This window comes from Klebsiella sp. B345 (genome assembly GCF_051131735.1).
GTDB lineage: Bacteria > Pseudomonadota > Gammaproteobacteria > Enterobacterales > Enterobacteriaceae > Klebsiella.
This window is the reverse complement of the sequence record NZ_CP180443.1, coordinates 3,521,867-3,541,184: the sequence shown is the minus strand read 5'-3', so window position 1 is coordinate 3,541,184 and position 19,318 is coordinate 3,521,867. Positions and strand designations below refer to the sequence as shown.

Here is a 19,318-nt window from a genome sequence, read left to right as displayed (position 1 = left end):
TGCATTATGCCTATTATTCAGTCTGTTGAACGTGCCTTGACGATCCTCGACCTGTTTAACGAACAGGCCACGGAACTCAAGATCACCGATATCAGCAAACAGATGGGCCTCAGTAAAAGCACCCTCCATTCGCTACTCAAAACGCTACAGCTACACGGCTATATCGACCAGAACCCGGAGAACGGCAAATACCGCCTGGGCATGAAACTGGTCGAACGCGGTAATTTTGTGGTGGGGACTATCGATATCCGTCAGAAGGCTAAAAGCTGGCTGACCGAACTGTCACAGCACACCGGGCAGACCACCCATCTCGGTATCCTTGACGGTCGCGAAGGGGTTTATATCGAAAAAATCGAAGGCAAGCTCGCCGCCATCGCCTACTCGCGCATCGGCCGGCGCTTGCCGATCCACGCCACGGCAATCGGCAAGGTGCTGATCGCCTGGCTTAGCGAAGCAGAACGCCAGCCCCTGCTGGAAGGCTATCAGTACACGGCTTTCACTTCCGCGACCATCACCTCCCGCGAGACCCTGCTGGCGGCGCTGGCGCAAACCCGCGCCAACGGCTATGCCCTCGATAGCGAAGAGAACGAACAGGGCGTGCGCTGCGTGGCGGTTCCGGTGTGGAACCATGAATCGCGCGTTATTGCCGCCCTGAGCCTGTCAACGCTCACCTCCCGCGTTGATGACGACGAGCTCGCCCGCTTTCGTGCCTTGCTGGAAACCGCCGGGCGCCAGCTGTCGATCGCTCTGGGCTACCCAGCCTGAGGCGTTATCCAGCAACCGGCTCATAGTTGAAGTAGTCAAAATCGGCGTAGCACCCGTCGCCGCTGATATCCTCGCAGTGCAGGCCAACAAAGGCACCGGTAAAGAATCCGCGCCCGCCGATATAGTCATCCGACAGCTTCCAAGCGGCATAATCAACCGGCACGGTGTGCCACTGCTCACCATCAAACGAGTAGCTGTAGCGATAAACAAGATGGTCAACGTCAACCCGCAGCCACACGCTCTGTGCCGTTTCCGGCACCGCAATCGGCTGCTCGTGCAGCGGCCATGACGGCACGTTGTGGTCCAGCTGCAGCACTTTTATCGTCCGCCCCCGGCCTTCTTCGAAATCCACAAAGCAGTAGCTCCAGTTTTTGCTGTTGTAATAGCAGGTCAGGCCGGCGCTCTGCTGGAAGTTCTCCGGGGAAAATTCCATGCGCGTTTCGGCGCGAAAGGCCGGGTGCTGCCAGCGCCGGGCCACCGTCGACTGAGTAAAGGTGGAGTTTAGCGAATCGTTGCCATACAGCCGCAGAAAGCCCGAACGCGCGCTGAGCGAGCCTAAAGTGTCGTCAAACGGGATACGCAGCGTCTGCAGGTGCGGATCGAGAGTCGGGCCACTGAAATCATCCCGCCAGTGCTCGCTGGCAACGGCGCGGCTTTCGGTCATCTGCGGCCCCTGCACGGTTAGCTGCGCGTGCTTGCCCCCTTCCACCGACGGCCAGCCATCGCGCCAGGCGATGCGCGCGATCCCTGTTTCACGCCCGAGCGAGCAATAGCCGCGCCCGCCGGAAGCCAGCAGCGGCACGCCGGGCAAACGCTGCGGACGGCTGGTGAGATAGGCCATGTACCATTCGCCGGTGTGGGTCTCCAGCAGCGAACCGTGGCCGCTTTTCTGCAGTGGGTTCTCCGGCAGATGCCAGCTGGTCATCATTGTGCCGTCCGGGTGCAGCTCATAAGGGCCGTCGATGTTTTTAGCCCGCAGCACCACCACCGCATGCTCGTAGCTGGTGCCGCCCTCGGCGACCAGCAGATAGTACCAGCCATCTTTCTGGTACAGATGAGCGCCTTCGGTGTAACGCAGCGCCGTACCGGTAAACAGGGTTTTGCGCGTTTTCGCCAGCGTCTGGGTCTGGGGGAAGAACTCCTGCATCACGATGGTACAGTGCGGATCGCTGTGGTGACGCGGCCCCCACGGGCGATAAATATAGTATTTACGCCCGTCAGTATCGTGGAACAGCGACGGGTCGAAACCGCCATTGCCCATGGCGACAGGCTCGCTCCACGGCCCTTCAATGGACGGAGCGGTGACCAGATAGTTGCGGCCGTTTTTCCACGGCGAATCCACAATTTTGACATCGGTATACAGCAGCCAGAACTGCCCGTCGGCATAGCTCAGGCACGGCGCCCAGATGCCGCCGGAGTCCGGGTTGCCCTTCATGTCCAGCTGCGACACGCGATCCAGCGGGGTGCTCACCAGCGACCAGTTTTTCAAATCTCGCGAATGGTAAATGCGCACCCCCGGAAACCACTCGAAGGTAGAGGTGGCAATGTAGTAATCCTCCCCCTGGCGACACATCGACGGGTCCGGGTTAAACCCGGTCAGAATCGGATTGGTAATCGTGTACATAGTGCCTCCTTCTTAGGAATTGGATGTCGCGGCGGCGTTGGCAGGAATACCCTCTTCCTGCACCGAGCGATGCTTACGTAATTGCTGGCTGATGGCCTCCACGCGGGCATCGGTCAGCTTGTAGAGTGACAGCATGATGAACATGCCGACGTAGAGCACCACCGGCACCACGCAGAACAGAATTTTGATGGTGGAAAGCACCTCCACCGGCTGCACGCTGTTGCTGGCGGAGTAGTTAACGAAGGCCAGGATCCAGCCCACCACCGCGCCACCGATCGCCAGGCCAATCTTCAGGCTGAACAGATAGGTCGAAAACACCAGCCCGTCGAGGCGCCGCCCGCTGCGGCTCTCTTCGTAATCCACCACGTCGGAGGCCATCAGCCACTGCAACGGCGTGGTGGTGTTAAAGACAAACAGGAACACAATGTTAAGGGCAAAAATCAGCGCAATATGTTCGGCCGGCACCACAAAAATCAGCAGGCTGATCAGCGAGTAAATCACGATAATCGCTTTAAACGCCTTCACCCGGTCGAAGCGGCCTAACAGGCGCGACGAGGCCAGCGAGCCGAACATGGTGGCAATGCTGCCGTACAGCAGAAACTGCATCGCCAGTTCAGGATGGTCCATCACATATTTGACGAAATAGAGTGTCGCCCCGCCGCGTACCACGTTGGAACAGGTCGCCATCATTTTGAAGGTACACATAATGCGCCACTGGGTGTTACCGAACAGCAGCCGGAGATCTTTCGCCACCGACGAACCAGGCTGCACCTCGAAGGTGTAGCGCTCTTTGGTGGTAAAGAAGCACACGTACAGCAGCACCACGCCGGTCAGCCCCAGCACGCACATCGCGCCAAAGTAGCCCAGCTGCTCGTTCCCTTTACCGATGATGCCCACCAGCGGCAGCGCAATCCCGCTAATTGCCAGAGAGCCTGCCGCGGCGAGGAAGAAACGCCATGACTGTAAGGCATGACGCTCTTTGGGATCGGCGGTAATCACCCCCGGCATCGCGCAATACGGCACGTTGACGAAGGTGTACACCAGCGTCAGCAAAATGTAGGTCACGCAGGCATAGATAATCTTGCCCTGGGCGGAAAAGTCCGGCGTGTAGAAGGTCAGCATGCAGACGATACCGAACGGGATCGCCCCCCACAACAGGAACGGGCGGAACTGGCCGTGGCGGGTACGAGTGCGGTCCACCAGCAGTCCCATCAGTGGATCGGTCACGGCATCCAGCACGCGGGAAACTAAAAACAGGGTACCCATAATGCCCGCGGAGAGGCCAAACACATCGGTATAAAAATAGGCCAGCAGGAACATCGTGGCCTGCCAGACAAAGCCACAGGCGGTATCGCCCAGACCGTAGCCGATTTTATCTTTCATGGTTAATTGCATATTTATCCCCAACCCTAAAGAGTGGAATAGAGCAAACGTCAGAGTCCTGAAACAGGAATAAATTTCTGTTGCCACATCAGGAATACACCCATCATTCGTGTGCTTATGGTTCACGTTTTCGTGTTAACAGAGTGTAAGAAGATGCGCATTTTTACGGCAATGACCATTTTTAATTTATGAATTATGTTTTTTGGTTTTTGTGATTACCATCGTTATAAAATGACGTCACGATAAAATAGTTAAGCTTTTATTTTTAACAAGTTATGAAAGAACCAAAATTCATAAAAATATTTATTTTCAGGCAGAAAAAAGCCGCCCGCGGAATATTTCCGCAGACGACTAACGGGCGATATTTTATTTAAATGCCGAGGGCTTTTTTCCCGGCGTTAATCACCTCGATAATTTTATCGGTGTCATATATACAGCCTTTCCAGGTACCGCCGCTGACCGACTGCAACGCCGCCCATAAACGGGTATCGTCCGGTAAAAAATCGTGGGCATGCAGTTCGGGATGCGCAGCGCGAGCCGCCAGTTCCCGCGCCCCTTCTTCCGGGGTCAGCCGCTGCTGCGCGGTGCCGATAAAGTTCACGCTGCCGGTCAACGCCAGCCTGTCGACCGCAATCTCAATCACATCGTTATCGCGCAGTTTGCCGATAGGCCCGCCCGCCAGCGCTTCCGGGGCAACGTGACCAAAGCAGGCGCCGGTCGATACGCCGGAAAAACGGGCATCGGTAATCAACGACACCGTTTTCCCCCACGACACATGCTTTAAGGCCGAGGTGAGCTGGTAGGTCTCTTCCATGCCGGTGCCGGACGGGCCGCCGCCGATTACCACCATGATATCGCCCTGTTCAATCTCGCCGTTTTTAATCGCCTTGATCGCCCTCGCTTCCGATACAAACACCCGCGCCCGCCCGGTATGACGGTAAACACCATCTTCGCCCACCACCGACGGGTCAATGGCCGTGGCTTTGATCACCGACCCTTCCGGCGCAATATTACCCACCGGGAAAGCCACCGTGGAGGTCAGCCCTCGGGCCTGCGCGCGGGCCGGCGGAAGGATCACATCATCCGGGTCGACGCCATCCTGCTCGCGCAAGCACTGGCGGAATTTCTCACGCCGCTCGGAGGTCTGCCACCAGTCGAGATTTTCCCCGACCGTCTGCCCGGTGACCGTCATCGCATCAAGATGCAGCAGCCCCAGATCGCGTAGATGCAGCATCACTTCCGGCACCCCGCCGGCGAGGAAAGCGCGCACCGTCGGGTGGTAGTCCGGGCCGTTCGGCAGCACGCTGACCAGCCGCGGGACCTTACGGTTGATGCGCGTCCAGTGCTCAACGTCCGGAATAGTACAGCCCGCCGCGTGGGCGATAGCAGGAATATGCAGCAACAGGTTGGTGGAACCACCAAACGCCGCGTGGATAACCATCGCGTTTTCAATCGCTTTGTCGGTCAGAATTTCGCGGGTGGTGATGCCGCGGTTATCCAGTTCACTCACCGCTCTGGCCGACTGACGGGAGATTTCCAACCATACATCCTGTCCCGAAGGCGCCAGCGCCGAGTGCGGCAGCGCCAGCCCGAGCGCTTCTGCCACCACCTGCGAGGTGCCCGCCGTTCCTAAGAACTGGCAGCCGCCCCCGGGTGAAGCGCAGGCCCGACAGCCCAGCTCGGCGGCCTCCTGCAACGACAGTTCGTGGTTGGCGTAGCGTGCGCCAATCGTTTGTACTTTCCCGGCATCTTCCCCGAAGGTTGGCGGCAGCGTCGCACCGCCGGGAACCAGAATGGTCGGCAGATCGTGCATCGCCGCCAGGGCAATCATCGTCGCCGGTAGACCTTTGTCGCAGGTCGCCACGCCAATCACCGCCCGGCGCGTTGGCAGCGAGCGGATCAGGCGGCGGAACACAATGGCCGCGTCGTTGCGGTACGGCAGCGAGTCGAACATGCCATGAGTGCCCTGGGAGCGGCCATCGCACGGGTCGCTGACGAAGGCGGCGAACGGGATCCCACCGTTGCGGGTGATCTCTTTTGCCGCCGCCTGCATTTGCAGACCAATCTCCCAGTGCCCGGTGTGGTAACCCAGCGCCACCGGGCGCCCGTCTCCGGCGCGAATACCGCCCTGAGTGCCGATGATCAGCACCTCTTTGCCGGTAAGCTTGTTGGTGTCCCAGCCCATCCCGGCGTTTTGCGTCATGCCGAACAGATTACCGCTCGGCGACTCCATCAGCATTTGCGGGGTCAGCGGCAGCGCCCCCTGTGGGCCGGCGGCATGGGTGATAACCGCGTAAAAAGCATCGTCCTGGGCCGTGAATATCGTCTCAATCGCCATCTTCTTTTTCCGGTTCAGCAGAGTCTGAGCTGTTGCAGCAAGGTTTTAAGCTGCCTTTTTTTGCTTTCGTCCAGCGCCGAGGCCGGCGGCAGTACATGCGTCGAGATCGGACGTCCGCACAGTACGACCGCCTCTTTAATCACGTTCACGAACGGCGTATCCAGCTGGTACATCTGGGGGATCTGCAGCAGCGTCTGATGATACTGTGCCGCCTGCGCCAGGTCGCCATCACGGAATGCCTGCAGCAGCTTCACCGATACCTGCGGGGCAAAGTTGCCGCTGGCGGAGATAGCGCCGTCGCCGCCAAGCAGCAGGGTGTTGAACAGGTGGTCGTCGTAACCGCACAGCACCGAGAAGTGCGGATGCGCGGCTTTCACCGTCTGGACCATGCTGCGCAGATGCGCCACGGAGTCGATGGTGTCTTTGATGCCGACGATATTGCGCCGCGAGTCCGCGAGGGTTTTGACCAGCGTCGGCGTCAGATCCTGGCCGCTCAGCGCCGGGAAGTTATAGAGGATCACCGGCAGAGTGACGCTGTCGGCTACCTGCTGGAAGTAGTGGATCAGATTCTGTTCGGAGACTTTCCAGTAATAGGGGTTAATCACCACGATGCCGTCGGCGCCCGCCTGCTGCGCGTGCTGGCTGAGCTCAATCGTCTCCCGGGCGTTGGTGCCGCCGGTCCCGATGAGCACCGGCACCCGGCGATCCACGTGGGCGACAGCAAATGCCGCAATGGTTTTACGTTCTTCGGCGTTGAGCTGCGAGAACTCCCCGCCGCTGCCCAGAAAGAACAGGCCGTCCACGCCCGCGGAGATCATATCGTCGATCAGCGCGGCGGTGCCCTGAGGATCGAACTGGCCATCGGCGCTAAAAATAGTGGAGACAGGAGGAATAATCCCCGAGAACTGCGCGGTTTGCTGCATGAGATCTCCTTGCTAAATCATTTTGTTCCACATTATAGAACAGCGTTCTTTTATATAAGATTCATACTATGCCGCCGACAAAGGGAAGGTAAATGGGCTGAAAGCCGGAAGTGTGCATTTTTCAGGCTGGATCACAAAATGCTGCAACGTAGATGATTTATAGCCATAAGAAACGCCCTGCAGGCGGCGCGTGGCGCCAACGGGGGAAAATCGGCTCGGTCTGATTAGCGGGTATTGTGGTGATAAGCGTGAAGGGGAAAAAAGCAGGCCACACCGGGGCGTGGCCTGAAAATGGATCAACGATTAGATTCCTGCTGTTTCACGAATGTACTTTCGTGCCTTCAGCGCATATTCGAACGGGTTTGCCAGCGCCGGATCCTGCTCGGCTTCCACCACCATCCAGCCGCGGTAACCAAAATCATCCAGCAGTTTAAATACCGGACGGAAGTCGATCACCCCGTCGCCAGGCACGGTGAAGGTGCCTTTTTTCACCCCATCAAGGAATGATAGCCCTTCACGACGCACCTGCTCAATCACTGCCGGGCGCACATCTTTCAGGTGCACGTGATTGATGCGCGGCAGGTATTTTTCGAGGATCGCCAGCATCGGCGCTTCGCCACCTTCGGAATACCAGGCATGGCCGGTGTCGTACAGCAGGAACACCTTGTCATCCACCAGCGACATAAATTTGTCGATCTCTTCCGTGGTCTGAATACCGGTTCCCATATGGTGGTGCAGACAGACCTGCATCCCTTTTTCAGCGGCCAGACGCCCCAGGGTATTGTAGCCCTCGGCAACCCGCTGCCACTCTTCTTCGCTGAAGCAAGGTTTGACCTCTCCCAGAATCGGCTTTTCCAGCCCCTGGATGCTGCCGCTTTGCTCGGAGCAGCCAATCACCTTCGCCCCCATCGCATGGAGGAAGTTCATGTGATTCACAAACTCGTCGATGGTCTTTTCCCGCTGCCCGTTGGCAAAAAAGGTGCTGAACCAGGCGTTGCAGATCTGGATACCGCGCAGATCGAGCATCGGCTTCAGGACCGCCGGATCGCGCGGGTACTTGCTGCCCACTTCACTTCCGCTAAACCCGGCCAGCGCCATTTCACTAACCGTCTGCTGGAAGGTGTTTTCGCTGCCCAGTTCAGGCATATCGTCGTTAGTCCAGCCAATCGGGGCAATCGCCAGTTTCACATTATCTTTGTTCATGTTAATGCTCCTGCTGCCGCGTCTTAACGACGCAGCAATTCACGTTCGATGAGTTCACGGGTTTCCACCGCCTGGTATTTCATCTTCTCCGGGTAGCCAAACAGCGACGCGGCAACAATCGGCGGGCCGCCGACCTTGAAGGTCTGTTCAGCAAAGTTCATCTCGCGCAGGGTGCGGAACAGCGCGTCAAAATCAACGTCGCCCTCGCCCACGCCAACATGTTGATGAACCGCAGCATCCACTCCTGGTGGATTGACGATATAGCGGCAGTGCCGGGTATGATTTCGGGTATCAGCAATCAGCACGTGGGAGAGATCGTTGCCGGCATAACGCAACATTTTCTCCACCTCTCCCTTCCCTTTGTCATAAAAGAAAGTGTGCGGAACGCTGTAAACGTACTTCACATTCTCGCTGCGGAACGACTTCACAATATCGACGGTTTCATTGTGCTCTTCACAGAAGTCCCACGGATGGGCCTGGATCTCCAGCCGGATGCCTTCACGCTCAATCACAGGCAACAGCTCTTCCATCGAGCGATAGAACATCTCTTCACAGATTTCCGGCTGATTCGGATCGCCGGAAAATTCGGTGTTGATCACCTGCACACCCATTTCCACCGCCACTTCGATCAGCCGTTTCCAGTTTTTTACCGCCGCCTGACGGCGCAGTTCGTCCGGACCGGACCAGCGGTAAACGCAGATAAACGAAGAGATCTCCACGCCGTTATCGCGCAGCGCCTGTTTATATTCGGCGATGATTTCCCGGCTGGCGCGCGGATGCTTGTAGAACGGGTTAATCTGCGGATGGGGCGACTGTTCAATGTACTGATAGCCCCACTCCGCGACCTGCTGGACCATGCGGGTAATCCCGAGATCCCGAATCACATCAACGTCGAAAGCAATTTTCATCGTCGTTACCTGTTCAAAGACGTTCCGAAAGCGAGAAAGGGATTAGCGTTGGTAGAACGCCGGGCACTCAGGCAACGCGACCGCTACCGGCCCGCTGTTCTCCTGGGCCTGCATGCAGGCATCGGCCGCCACCGAGGCCGCATAGCCATCCCACGCCGAAGGCCCCTGCAGCTGACCGGCCTTCACGTCATTGATAAAGGCCTGCAGTTCCACGTCGTAGGCTTTAATAAAGCGGTCTTTCCAGTCGACGAGAATGGCGGTCGACAGGTTGGCGCTCTTACGCATCTGCACCGCAGACGGCTCCGGCAGACGGGCAATGCCCGTTTCGCCGACCACTTCACACTGGATGTCGTAGCCGTACTGGCAGTTCACAAACACTTCAACATCGATCAGGGTGCCTTTGCGCGTTTCGAACGAGACAATCTGCGGGTCTCTCAGGCGCGGATGGGTATGGGAAGTGGAGCGCGGGAAGCGCACCTGCACCGACAGATAGTCGTCATCCAGCAGCCAGCGCAGCACGTCCAGTTCGTGGATCAGGGTGTTGGTGATCGCCATATCGGTGGTGTAATTCTCGCCCACCGACTGGTTACGGTGCGCGCAGCGCAGCATCAGCGGTGCGCCGATATCGCCATCATCGATGACTTTTTTCAGCGCCAGATAACCTTCATCATAAGGACGCATAAAGCCAACCTGCACCAGACGGCGGCCCGCTTTCATTTCAGCGTCAACGATGCGGCGGCAGCCTTCCGCGCTCATCGCCAGCGGCTTTTCACAGAACACCGGCTTGCCGGCGGCGATCGCCGCGAGGGTATACTCTTCGTGCGTCGGGTCCCAGGAGGTCACCAGGATCGCATCGACATCGCCGGCCTTAATCACGTCATGACCGTCGGTGTAGATCTCCGCCTGTACTCCTGGTAACGCCACTGCCGCACGCGCGCTTTCTGCATTAATGTCCGACACCGCCACCACGGTGGCACCCTGTAAGACCTGGGTGCAACGACGGATATGTTCTTTACCGATGGCGCCAGCGCCGATGACACCTAATTTGAGTGACATAGTGGTTTTCTCCGTGATTCTGTAGGGTTCAAGGTAAGCGTTATAGGTTAGTAATCCCGCGCCTGGGCGCGTTTTTCATTAATTATTTCAGCCACTTTGCGAATACGTTCGGACAATGCCGTTTGGGCGATGCCAACGTTCCACCAGCTGCCGTACGAGTGCACCATGGTTTTCGGCAGCACTTTAATATCAATCAGGGTGCTGACCGTTTCGCGGCGCGCGGCATCCAGCGCATGGCGCAGTTCATCCAGGGTGGTGACGCGCCAGGTTTTGCAGCCGTAGCCTGCCGCTATGGTGGCGAAATCGATCGGGATCAGCCCGCCCTGTAGCTGCCCGGTCTGCGCCGAGCGATAGCGGAATTCGGTGCCGAAACTGCCCATACCGTGGCCGATCTGCAGGTTATTGATGCAGCCGTTGGCCATGTTATCGAGCAGTACTACGTTGATCTTCGCCCCTTCCTGTAAGGAGGTGACCAGCTCGGAGTGCAGCATCATGAAAGAGCCGTCGCCGACCAGCGAGTAAACTTCCGTTTGCGGCTGCGCCAGCTTGACGCCGAGCGCGGCGTTCACCTCATAACCCATGCACGAATAGCCGTACTCCACGTGATAGGTGTTGGTGGCCCGGTTGCGCCATACCCGTTGTAAATCGCCGGGCAGGCTGCCCGCCGCTGCCACAATCACGGCCTCTGCCGGCAGCGTCTCATTGAGCACCCCCAGCACGCTGCTCTGGGTCAGCGTGGAGTCGGTAATCTGGCGAAATTCGCGATAAACCGCGTCGCGATCCAGGCGATCGTCAACCTCCGGCACAAAGCCGCTCTCCTGCCACTGCGCCTGATAGACACGCTGCGTCTCTTTTAACTGGCTGCTCTGAACGCTGGCAATCTGCGCGCCCCAGCCAGCCTGCCAGCCGGCGTCAGCCAGCGCCTCATCCAGCGCGGTCAACGCTTCACGGGCATCGGCCAGCAGCGGAATACCGTCCAGCTTCCAGGCATCGAAGTTGCTGACGTTGACGTTCAGATAACGCACGCCGGGGTGCTGGAACAGCCATTTTGAAGAGGTGGTGAAATCACTAAAGCGGGTGCCGATACCGATGACTAAATCGGCCTCTTTCGCCAGCAGGTTGGCGGCCAGGCAGCCGGTCTCCCCGACGCCGCCGACGTTCAGCGGATGGGATGACACCACCGTACCTTTGCCGGCCTGGGTTTCAGCAAACGGAATCTGGTAATGCTCGGCAAAGCGGGACAGCGCTTCACCTGCACCAGCATATTTCACCCCGCCGCCGCAGATAATCAACGGCTTGCGGCTGGCTTTGATGGCGGCAATGGCATCGGCCAGATGCGCCGCGCTGACCGGGCGACGATCGAGCCGGTGTACGCGTCGCGCGAAGAAGGTCTCCGGGTAATCCCAGGCTTCGCCCTGGACGTCCTGCGGCAGGCACAGCGTCACCGCGCCGGTTTCCGCCGGGTCGGTGAGGACGCGCATGGCGTTAATGCAGGCGCTCATTAGCTGTTCCGGGCGCGTAATGCGGTCCCAGTATTTGCTGACCGCCCGGAAGGCATCATTGGTACTGATACTCAGGTCGTAGCTCTGCTCAACCTGCTGCAGAACCGGGTCCGGCTGGCGGGTGGCAAAGACGTCGCCGGGCAGCAGCAGCAGCGGGATCCGGTTGGCGGTTGCCGTCGCGGCGGCGGTGAGCATGTTTGCAGCACCAGGCCCAACGGACGCGGTACAGGCGATAATCTGGCGACGCAGAGACTGGCGGGCAAAACCGGTGGCGGCGTGCGCCATGCCTTGTTCGTTACGCCCCTGGAAAACCCGCATTTCACCGCTGTCTTGTTCCAGTGCCTGGCCTAACCCCAGCACATTGCCGTGACCAAAGATGGCAAAAATCCCTTTAACAAATTTATGCTCTACGCCATCCACTTCCAGATACTGGTTATCAAGGAACTTCACCAGCGCCTGCGCCATTGTCAGCCTCAGTTTGCCCATCTTGCACAATCCTTATTGTTCAGCTTTTGTCTGTGGGTTCGCCGCGTTTCCCGCGCCGCACGGTTTGCACGGTTGTTGGGAGATCGTTAACGTCCACTGGAATACTTTTGGATTATAGGCAAACATTTTTTTCATTAAATAGGAATACAGAAAAAACATTTCATTTTGCGAGAGGGATCAAACTCTCTCTTCGTTTCAGCCATTTCACCGCCCGTCATCCCCCCTTCAGCGCACTTGCCATGCGGTTTTCCGCGTCACTATCCTGTTAAAAATCAGACACAAAGCATTCTCTCATCTGACCACCCACTCCCCGAAGCCATCACCACCGGCGATCCGTTGCTGAACGCGGGCTGGCGCGGCAGAGTGGTAGATCCTTCACACTTTTGGTTTTTTAATTTCGAACAAGTTTGCAAATGAAATATTTATTTCTCACACTAAGAACAACCGTTCACCTTCAGGCTGTTTGTGGAGACCTTGTCGGAATCCCGACCCTTCCGTACAGCAGATATGCAAAAGGAAATCCTCGCTATGAATGCAGCAGTAAAGCGGCTCGACGTCATCTGTATTGGCCGGGTGGCTGTCGACCTCTATGCCCAGCAGATTGGTGCAAGGCTAGAAGATGTGGCCAGTTTCTCTAAATATCTGGGCGGGTCTTCCGGTAATGTCGCCTATGGCACCGCTATTCAGGGGTTAAAATCCGCCATGCTGGCGCGCGTAGGTGATGAGCACAATGGCCGTTTTTTGCGTGAAACGCTCAGTCGGGCCGGGGTTGATACCGAATTCCTGATCACCGATAAACAGCGTCTTACCGCACTGGTGATGCTGGGGATTAAAGACCAGGAGACCTTCCCCCTCATTTTTTACCGTGATAATTGCGCTGACATGGCGCTGGCGCCTGAGGATATTCACGAGGAGTACATTGCCTCTTCCCGCGCGCTGGCGGTGACCGGCACCCATCTTTCACACGCTAATACCCGTGCCGCCGTGCTGAAAGCGCTGGAATACGCCCGCCGCCACGGCCTGCGTACCGCGCTGGATATCGATTATCGCCCGGTGCTGTGGGGGCTGACCTCGCTGGGGGACGGTGAAACGCGTTTCATTGAATCCGATCCGGTCACCAGCCAGCTACAGGAAGTGCTACATCTGTTCGATTTAGTAGTCGGTACAGAAGAAGAGTTTCATATTGCCGGGGGCAGCACTGATACTCTGACGGCGCTGAAAAACGTCCGCCACGCCACCAGGGCGACCCTGGTGTGCAAACGTGGTCCGATGGGCTGCGTGGCGCTGGAAGGTGATATTCCCGATAGCTGGGACAGCGTGCCGCTCCAGCAGGGCGTGCGGGTTGAGGTGCTCAACGTACTGGGCGCCGGGGATGCGTTTATGTCCGGTCTGCTGCGCGGCTGGCTGAATGATGAAGGCTGGGTTCAGGCCTGCCGCTACGCCAACGCCTGCGGCGCGTTGGTGGTTTCACGCCACGGTTGCGCGCCGGCGATGCCGACTAAAGTTGAGCTGGATGACTATCTGCAACGTGCGGAGTCGGTCCCGCGTCCGGACACCGATGCGCGTCTGAACCACCTGCACCGGGTCACCAGCCGCCGTCAGGCGTGGCCGGAGCTGTGTATTTTTGCCTTTGATCATCGCAAGCAGCTGGCGGATCTGGCCCGGGAAACCGGACGAGATGAGTCCTGTATTCCTCCGCTCAAACTCCTGCTGCTGTCCGCCGCGGAAGCCGCCGCGCAGGAGGCCGGGCTCGACCAGCGCAGCGGGATCCTCGCTGACGGCACCTACGGTCAGCGGGCGCTGAACGCCATTACCGGTAAAGGGTGGTGGATTGGCCGTCCTATCGAACTGCCGGGCTCTCGTCCGCTGCGCCTGGAACACGGCAGTATCGGGTCGCAGCTGATCGACTGGCCGCTGGAGCAGGTGGTGAAATGCCTGGTGTTCTATCACCCGGCGGACCCGGCCTCGCTGCGGGCGGAACAGGATGCGCTGCTGCTGGAGGTCTGGCAGGCCTGCAACAAGTCCGGGCACGAACTGCTGCTGGAAGTGATCCTCCCGGAAAACGGCCCGGAAAAAGACGAACGTCATTACTACACCATGCTGGAACACTTTTATCAGCTCGGTATTCAGCCGGACTGGTGGAAGCTGCCGCCGCTTTCCAGCACCTGCTGGCAGCAGATCAGCGCGCTGATCGCCCGTGAAGATAGCTGGTGTCGTGGGATCCTGCTGCTCGGCCTGGATGCGCCACCGGACCGCCTGCGCGCCGGTTTTGCCGAGGCCGCCGGTCACCCCATCATCAAAGGGTTTGCCGTCGGCCGCACCATCTTTGGTCAGCCTTCGCGTCGCTGGATGCAGGGTGAGCTTAGCGATGAGGCGCTGATCGACGAAGTGAAACGTAACTATCTGACGCTTATCGGCTACTGGCGCGAAGCCCGCGGCTAACGTCGATCCCAGCGGCCCGCCCACTTCGGGCGGGCTTTTTGCTGTTTGTTCGTGAAATGAATCGCGTATTTCATCGCAATAAATGAAAAATTCGCTTCATTTGGTACACTGGAAGTTATATTCCTTTCATTTTATCAGAGCGCAATCTATGGCTAATAATCCGACCCAACTGACCATCCTGCAGGATGAAATTCGGCGTCGCTACGATACCTTAAGCAAACGCTTAAAGCAGGTGGCACGTTATATTCTGGATAACAGCAATAGCGTCGCGTTCGATACCGTCGCGTCCATTGCTCAACAGGCGGATGTCCCGCCGTCAACGCTGATCCGATTCGCTAATGCGTTCGGTTTCAGCGGCTTTAACGAAATGAAGCAGATGTTCCGCCAGCATCTGATGGAAGAGACTGCCAACTATACCGAGCGTGCTCGTCTGTTCCGTCAGACCACCAACGATGAAACTTCCCCGCCGGAAACGCCGACGGAAATCCTCAATATGTTTACCATGGTGAACACCCAGGCGCTGCAGCAGCTGGCGATGCAGACCTCCGGGGACGATCTTGAGCGGGCGGTGGGTCTGCTGGCGGAAGCCGAGAACATCTATGTAATTGGCCTGCGCCGCTCGTTTAGCGTCGCCTCCTATCTGACCTATGCGCTGCGCCACCTTGATCGTAAGGCGTTCCTGATCGACGGCCTCGGCGGAATGTTCACCGAACAGCTGAGCCTGGTGGGACCGAAAGACGTGGTGATTGCCGTCAGCTTCTCGCCTTATGCACGTGAAGTGGTGGAGCTGGTAGAGCTAGGCGCCCAGCGTAAAGCGCGGCAAATTGCCATTACCGACAGCCAGGTCAGCCCGCTGGCGGCCTTCAGCGATGTCTGTTTCGTCGTGCGTGAAGCGCAGGTGGACGGTTTCCGCTCGCAGGTCGCTTCCCTGTGCCTGGCCCAGACCCTCGCCGTTTCGCTGGCGTTGAACAGCAGCAAAGAGCCTCAGGCTCAGCAGAACCTCGCCTGACCCCGGTCACTCGCGATACGCAGGCAAAAAAGGGCCGCTAAACCAGGTTTAGCGGCCCTTTTTACATCAATGATATGTCAGTTGTGGCGGGGATAATCAGGACTGTTAATCCACGCGTGATCCTCTTCCCAGGTGAACAGCCATTTGCGTTCCGGCCCGGCCATCACGTTAAGGTAATAGCTGTCATACCCGGCAATCGCGGCGACCGGATGATAGCCGCGCGGCACCATCACCACATCGTGGTTAGACGGCGCCATGCAGGCGTCCAGGCTACGATCGTCGGTATACACCCGCTGGAATGCAAAGCCCTGCGGCGGATCGAAACGGTGGTAATAGGTCTCTTCCAGCTGCGTCTCTTTGCCCGGCTGCGCGGTATCGTGCTTATGGGACGGCCACGAACTGGTGGCCCCCTCATCGGTATAGACTTCCACCACCAGCAGACAATCGGCCTGCGCATTATCCGGCAGGATATTGTGCACCCGGCGCTGATTGCGGCCTTTACCACGATGCTCGACGCCAACATCCTGCGGGCGAATCACCCGCGCCGGCAGCGTCCCTTTGCCCGGGGCGCTGCAGACCGCCAGCTCGAGATCGGAGTCTGCCGTCACCTCAACCTTGTCCTGCGGCGGCACATACACCGACCACGGAGGCGTGCGTTCAAACGGCGACATTCGCTGTCCCAGGTTGGGGAAATCAGCCTGCGTGGTTTTGACCGAGGCCAGCCCGGCCACCAGCACCAGGCACAGTTCGCGGTCGCCGCTCTCCAGCTGGATAGTTTCCCCTTTTTTCAGCATCCACACATCAAACCCGATATAGCGCCAGCCGGCGCTTTGCGGCGTAATGTGCTGGATCTGCCCCTCTTTGCGTGATTTAGCCAGTAACGACATGGCGCTCTCCTTCGCCGATTAGCCTAATGTCGGCATGCTGAATTCAGATACGGTCTGCTGCCCTTCCGGCCAGCGCACGGTGGCGGTTTTCATACGAGTGTAGAAGCGCACGCCGTCAGGCCCGTGGACGTTCAGAGCGCCAAATACCGAGCGTTTCCAGCCGCCAAAGCTGTGGAACGCCATTGGTACCGGCACCGGCACGTTGACGCCGACCATCCCGGCCTGCACATCATGCACGAATTCCCGTGCGGTATGGCCGCTGCTGGTGAAAACGGCGCTGCCGTTGCCAAATTCGTGGCTGTTCACCAGCGCCAGCGCGCTGTGGTAGTCCGCGACCCTGACAATGCCCAGCACCGGCCCGAAAATCTCTTCGCGCCAGATGGTCATTTCCGGCGTGACGTTATCGAACAGCGTCCCGCCAACATAGTAACCGTCTTCATGGCCGGCCACCCGTAGCTTACGCCCGTCGACCACCAGTTTAGCCCCTTCACTGGCGCCTTTATCGATATAGCCCAGCACTTTTTTCTGATGGGTATCGGAAACCACCGGCCCCATTTCGTTTTCGTCTTTGCCGCGCAAGCAGCCCGGCCCGACCTTCAGCGCTTCCACCAGCGGTTTCAGGCGCGCAATCAGTTTGTCTGCCGTTTCATCGCCCACCGCGACCACGACCGGCAGCGCCATGCAGCGCTCGCCAGCAGAACCAAACGCACCGCCCATAATCGCATTGACCGTGGCATCGAGGTCCGCATCCGGCATCACGATGGCGTGGTTTTTCGCCGCACCAAACGCCTGCACCCGTTTGCCATGTGCGCTGGCGGTTTTGTAGATATATTCGGCAACGCCGGAAGAGCCGACAAAGCTCACCGCCGCAATGCGCGGATCGGTATACAGCTGTTCGGCGTCCTCATTGCTGCAGTGCACTACGTTAAAGACACCGTCCGGCAGGCCGGCCTCTTTCAGCAGTTCCGCCATGCGCACCGCTGCGGTTGGCGCCAGCGCCGGTGGCTTCAGTACGAAGCTGTTGCCGCAGGCCAGCGCCAGCGGGAACATCCACATCGGTACCATCGCCGGGAAGTTAAACGGCGTAATGCCCGCCACCACGCCCAGCGGCTGCATCAGCGAATAACTGTCGACCCCGGTGCCTACGTCCGAGGAGTACTCGCCCTTAATCAGGTGCGGGATCCCGCAGGCAAACTCAACCACTTCCAGGCCGCGCGTCAGTTCACCCAGCGCGTCCGACCACACTTTACCGTGCTCGCTGACGATAATCCCCGCCAGCTCTTCCGCATGTTGTTCCAGCAGCATTTTAAAGTTGAACAAAACCCGGGCGCGGCGCAGCGGCGTGGTACGCGACCAGCTTTCAAAGGCCTCACGGGCCACCTGAATGGCGTCAGAGACTTCCTGCGCGGTCGACAGCGTGACTTCGCGAACCACTTTCCCCGTCGCCGGATCGTAAACCGGCATCGTTTCATTGCTGCTGCTGGTGACGGTTTTCCCGCCAATAAAGTTTCCTGTGATCGTCATGTTCTTGCCTCATGGTGTTGGTAGGCCAACGCTGCGGCCCGTCTCCGATTTTGCTGTTATATAACCGTAGTAAAATGAAATGTATATTTCAATGATGATGTGAAATGAAATTCTATTTTGGTGATGACTGTCGCATTTCCCATCCACAAGGCTTCAGTTTTCAGCGGAAAGCGCGATCGATGCGCTTCAGGCAGCGCGCCAGCTGTACCGGAGGGTCGCCTGAGGCTGAAAGCACGATTAATTGCGAAGCAGCTCAAAGAATCACTATTTCAGTTATTGATAATTTTGAAATAAATGTTTTGACTTAAAGGCAATCGAACGAACCCATCCTACCGTTTCCAGGAGAGCCACATGGCTATCGCACTGCAGCGTTTTTGTCTGAATCGTAAGATCGCCCCTTCCCTGAGCATCGAGGCGTTTTTCCGTCTGGTGAACAGTCTTGGGCTGAATAAGGTCGAGCTACGTAATGATCTGCCCTCAGGTCATGTGACCGACGATCTGAGCCATCAACAAGTGCGCGAGCTGGCCGAGCGCTACCACATCGAGATCCTGACCATCAATGCCGTCTACCCTTTCAACTGCTGCACGGAACAGGTGCGTAGCCTTACCGAATCCTTGCTGCAAGAGGCCCGTGCCATTGGCGCAAAATCGCTGGTGCTGTGCCCACTGAATGATGGCCGCGAGGTGTCCGCCAGCGAGACGCTGAACGCGCTGCGCCAGCTATCACCCCTGTTTGCCTTTTACGGTGTGCAGGGGCTGGTGGAGCCTCTGGGCTTCCCGCAGAGTTCGCTGCGTTCCGCCGCCCAGGCACAGGCACTCATCCGCGACGCGCAGGTGCCGTTTAAGTTGCTGATCGATACCTTCCACCACCATCTTTACCCGCAGGCGGAGGCTGAGTTTGCCCAACTGGATGTCGCGGAAATCGGCCTGGTGCACCTATCCGGCGTGGAGGACACCCGCCCGCGGGAAAACCTCACCGACGATCAGCGGATCATGCTGACGGCCCATGACAGGCTGCAAAGCTGTGAGCAAATCAAGCAACTGGAAGCACGCGGCTACCGGGGCGTGTACGCGTTCGAGCCTTTTGCACCGGAGCTGGCCTCCTGGAATGAAGCCGATATCCGCCGTGAGACAGAGCGCAGCATCGCCCTGATTCAACAGCACTGCGGCTGAGGAAAACCGAGATACTCCGTATCAGGATGTCGATTCTTCCCCTCTTTTTATCGCCAGTTTGCCTATAATCGACGCAGGATAGATAAATGGAGGAA

At 58.2% G+C, this 19,318-nt stretch carries 14 protein-coding genes; 4 read left to right on the top strand and 10 right to left on the bottom strand.

Annotated features, from left to right (window positions below; translation table 11 throughout):
• The first annotated feature begins 6 nt into the window (after window positions 1-6).
• Window positions 7-765: an IclR family transcriptional regulator gene (locus tag ACMYSO_RS16585; RefSeq protein WP_434666029.1), complete on the top strand. Its 759-nt coding sequence runs from the start codon at window positions 7-9 to the stop codon at window positions 763-765.
• A gap of 4 nt (window positions 766-769) precedes the next feature.
• Here the strand turns inward: ACMYSO_RS16585 and ACMYSO_RS16580 are convergent, their stop codons facing one another.
• From ACMYSO_RS16580 to iolD, 8 genes are all read right to left on the bottom strand, one after another.
• A complete protein-coding gene (locus ACMYSO_RS16580) occupies window positions 770-2,389 on the bottom strand; it encodes a glycoside hydrolase family 43 protein (protein ID WP_434666026.1) in 1,620 nt (539 codons plus the stop codon).
• A gap of 12 nt (window positions 2,390-2,401) precedes the next feature.
• Window positions 2,402-3,784, bottom strand: coding sequence for a glycoside-pentoside-hexuronide (GPH):cation symporter (locus tag ACMYSO_RS16575; protein ID WP_434666024.1), 1,383 nt, complete (start codon window positions 3,782-3,784; stop codon window positions 2,402-2,404).
• Window positions 3,785-4,142: 358 nt separating this feature from the next.
• The gene (locus tag ACMYSO_RS16570; protein WP_434666022.1) at window positions 4,143-6,110 is read right to left on the bottom strand and encodes a YjhG/YagF family D-xylonate dehydratase; all 1,968 of its coding nucleotides are present in this window, start codon (window positions 6,108-6,110) and stop codon (window positions 4,143-4,145) included.
• A gap of 14 nt (window positions 6,111-6,124) precedes the next feature.
• A complete protein-coding gene (locus ACMYSO_RS16565; protein WP_434666020.1) occupies window positions 6,125-7,033 on the bottom strand; it encodes a dihydrodipicolinate synthase family protein in 909 nt (302 codons plus the stop codon).
• A gap of 303 nt (window positions 7,034-7,336) precedes the next feature.
• A complete protein-coding gene (gene iolE, locus ACMYSO_RS16560; RefSeq protein ID WP_434666018.1) occupies window positions 7,337-8,236 on the bottom strand; it encodes a myo-inosose-2 dehydratase in 900 nt (299 codons plus the stop codon).
• Between the two features lie 23 nt (window positions 8,237-8,259).
• Entirely contained in the window at window positions 8,260-9,144 is an 885-nt protein-coding gene (locus ACMYSO_RS16555; protein WP_434586568.1) for a sugar phosphate isomerase/epimerase family protein, read from the bottom strand.
• A gap of 42 nt (window positions 9,145-9,186) precedes the next feature.
• On the bottom strand, window positions 9,187-10,200 hold the full coding sequence (locus ACMYSO_RS16550) for a Gfo/Idh/MocA family protein (protein WP_434666016.1): 1,014 nt from the start codon (window positions 10,198-10,200) through the stop codon (window positions 9,187-9,189).
• A gap of 47 nt (window positions 10,201-10,247) precedes the next feature.
• Window positions 10,248-12,188: a 3D-(3,5/4)-trihydroxycyclohexane-1,2-dione acylhydrolase (decyclizing) gene (iolD, locus tag ACMYSO_RS16545; protein ID WP_434666013.1), complete on the bottom strand. Its 1,941-nt coding sequence runs from the start codon at window positions 12,186-12,188 to the stop codon at window positions 10,248-10,250.
• Between the two features lie 528 nt (window positions 12,189-12,716).
• Here iolD and ACMYSO_RS16540 point away from each other — a divergent pair.
• Window positions 12,717-14,630 (top strand): bifunctional 5-dehydro-2-deoxygluconokinase/5-dehydro-2-deoxyphosphogluconate aldolase, encoded by a 1,914-nt coding sequence (locus tag ACMYSO_RS16540; protein ID WP_434666010.1) that lies wholly within the window; start codon window positions 12,717-12,719, stop codon window positions 14,628-14,630.
• Between the two features lie 148 nt (window positions 14,631-14,778).
• Window positions 14,779-15,639, top strand: a complete 861-nt coding sequence (locus ACMYSO_RS16535) for a MurR/RpiR family transcriptional regulator (protein WP_434586573.1) — start codon at window positions 14,779-14,781, stop codon at window positions 15,637-15,639.
• Window positions 15,640-15,716: 77 nt separating this feature from the next.
• Here the strand turns inward: ACMYSO_RS16535 and iolB are convergent, their stop codons facing one another.
• Both iolB and ACMYSO_RS16525 read right to left on the bottom strand, forming a co-directional pair.
• Window positions 15,717-16,526, bottom strand: coding sequence for a 5-deoxy-glucuronate isomerase (gene iolB, locus ACMYSO_RS16530; protein WP_434666007.1), 810 nt, complete (start codon window positions 16,524-16,526; stop codon window positions 15,717-15,719).
• Between the two features lie 18 nt (window positions 16,527-16,544).
• A complete protein-coding gene (locus tag ACMYSO_RS16525) occupies window positions 16,545-18,050 on the bottom strand; it encodes a CoA-acylating methylmalonate-semialdehyde dehydrogenase (protein WP_434666005.1) in 1,506 nt (501 codons plus the stop codon).
• 351 nt (window positions 18,051-18,401) lie between these two features.
• On the opposite strand from ACMYSO_RS16525, the gene ACMYSO_RS16520 reads away from it, so the two are divergent.
• Complete coding sequence (locus ACMYSO_RS16520) at window positions 18,402-19,223, top strand: TIM barrel protein (protein WP_434666002.1); 822 nt, start codon at window positions 18,402-18,404, stop codon at window positions 19,221-19,223.
• Window positions 19,224-19,318 lie beyond the last annotated feature (95 nt).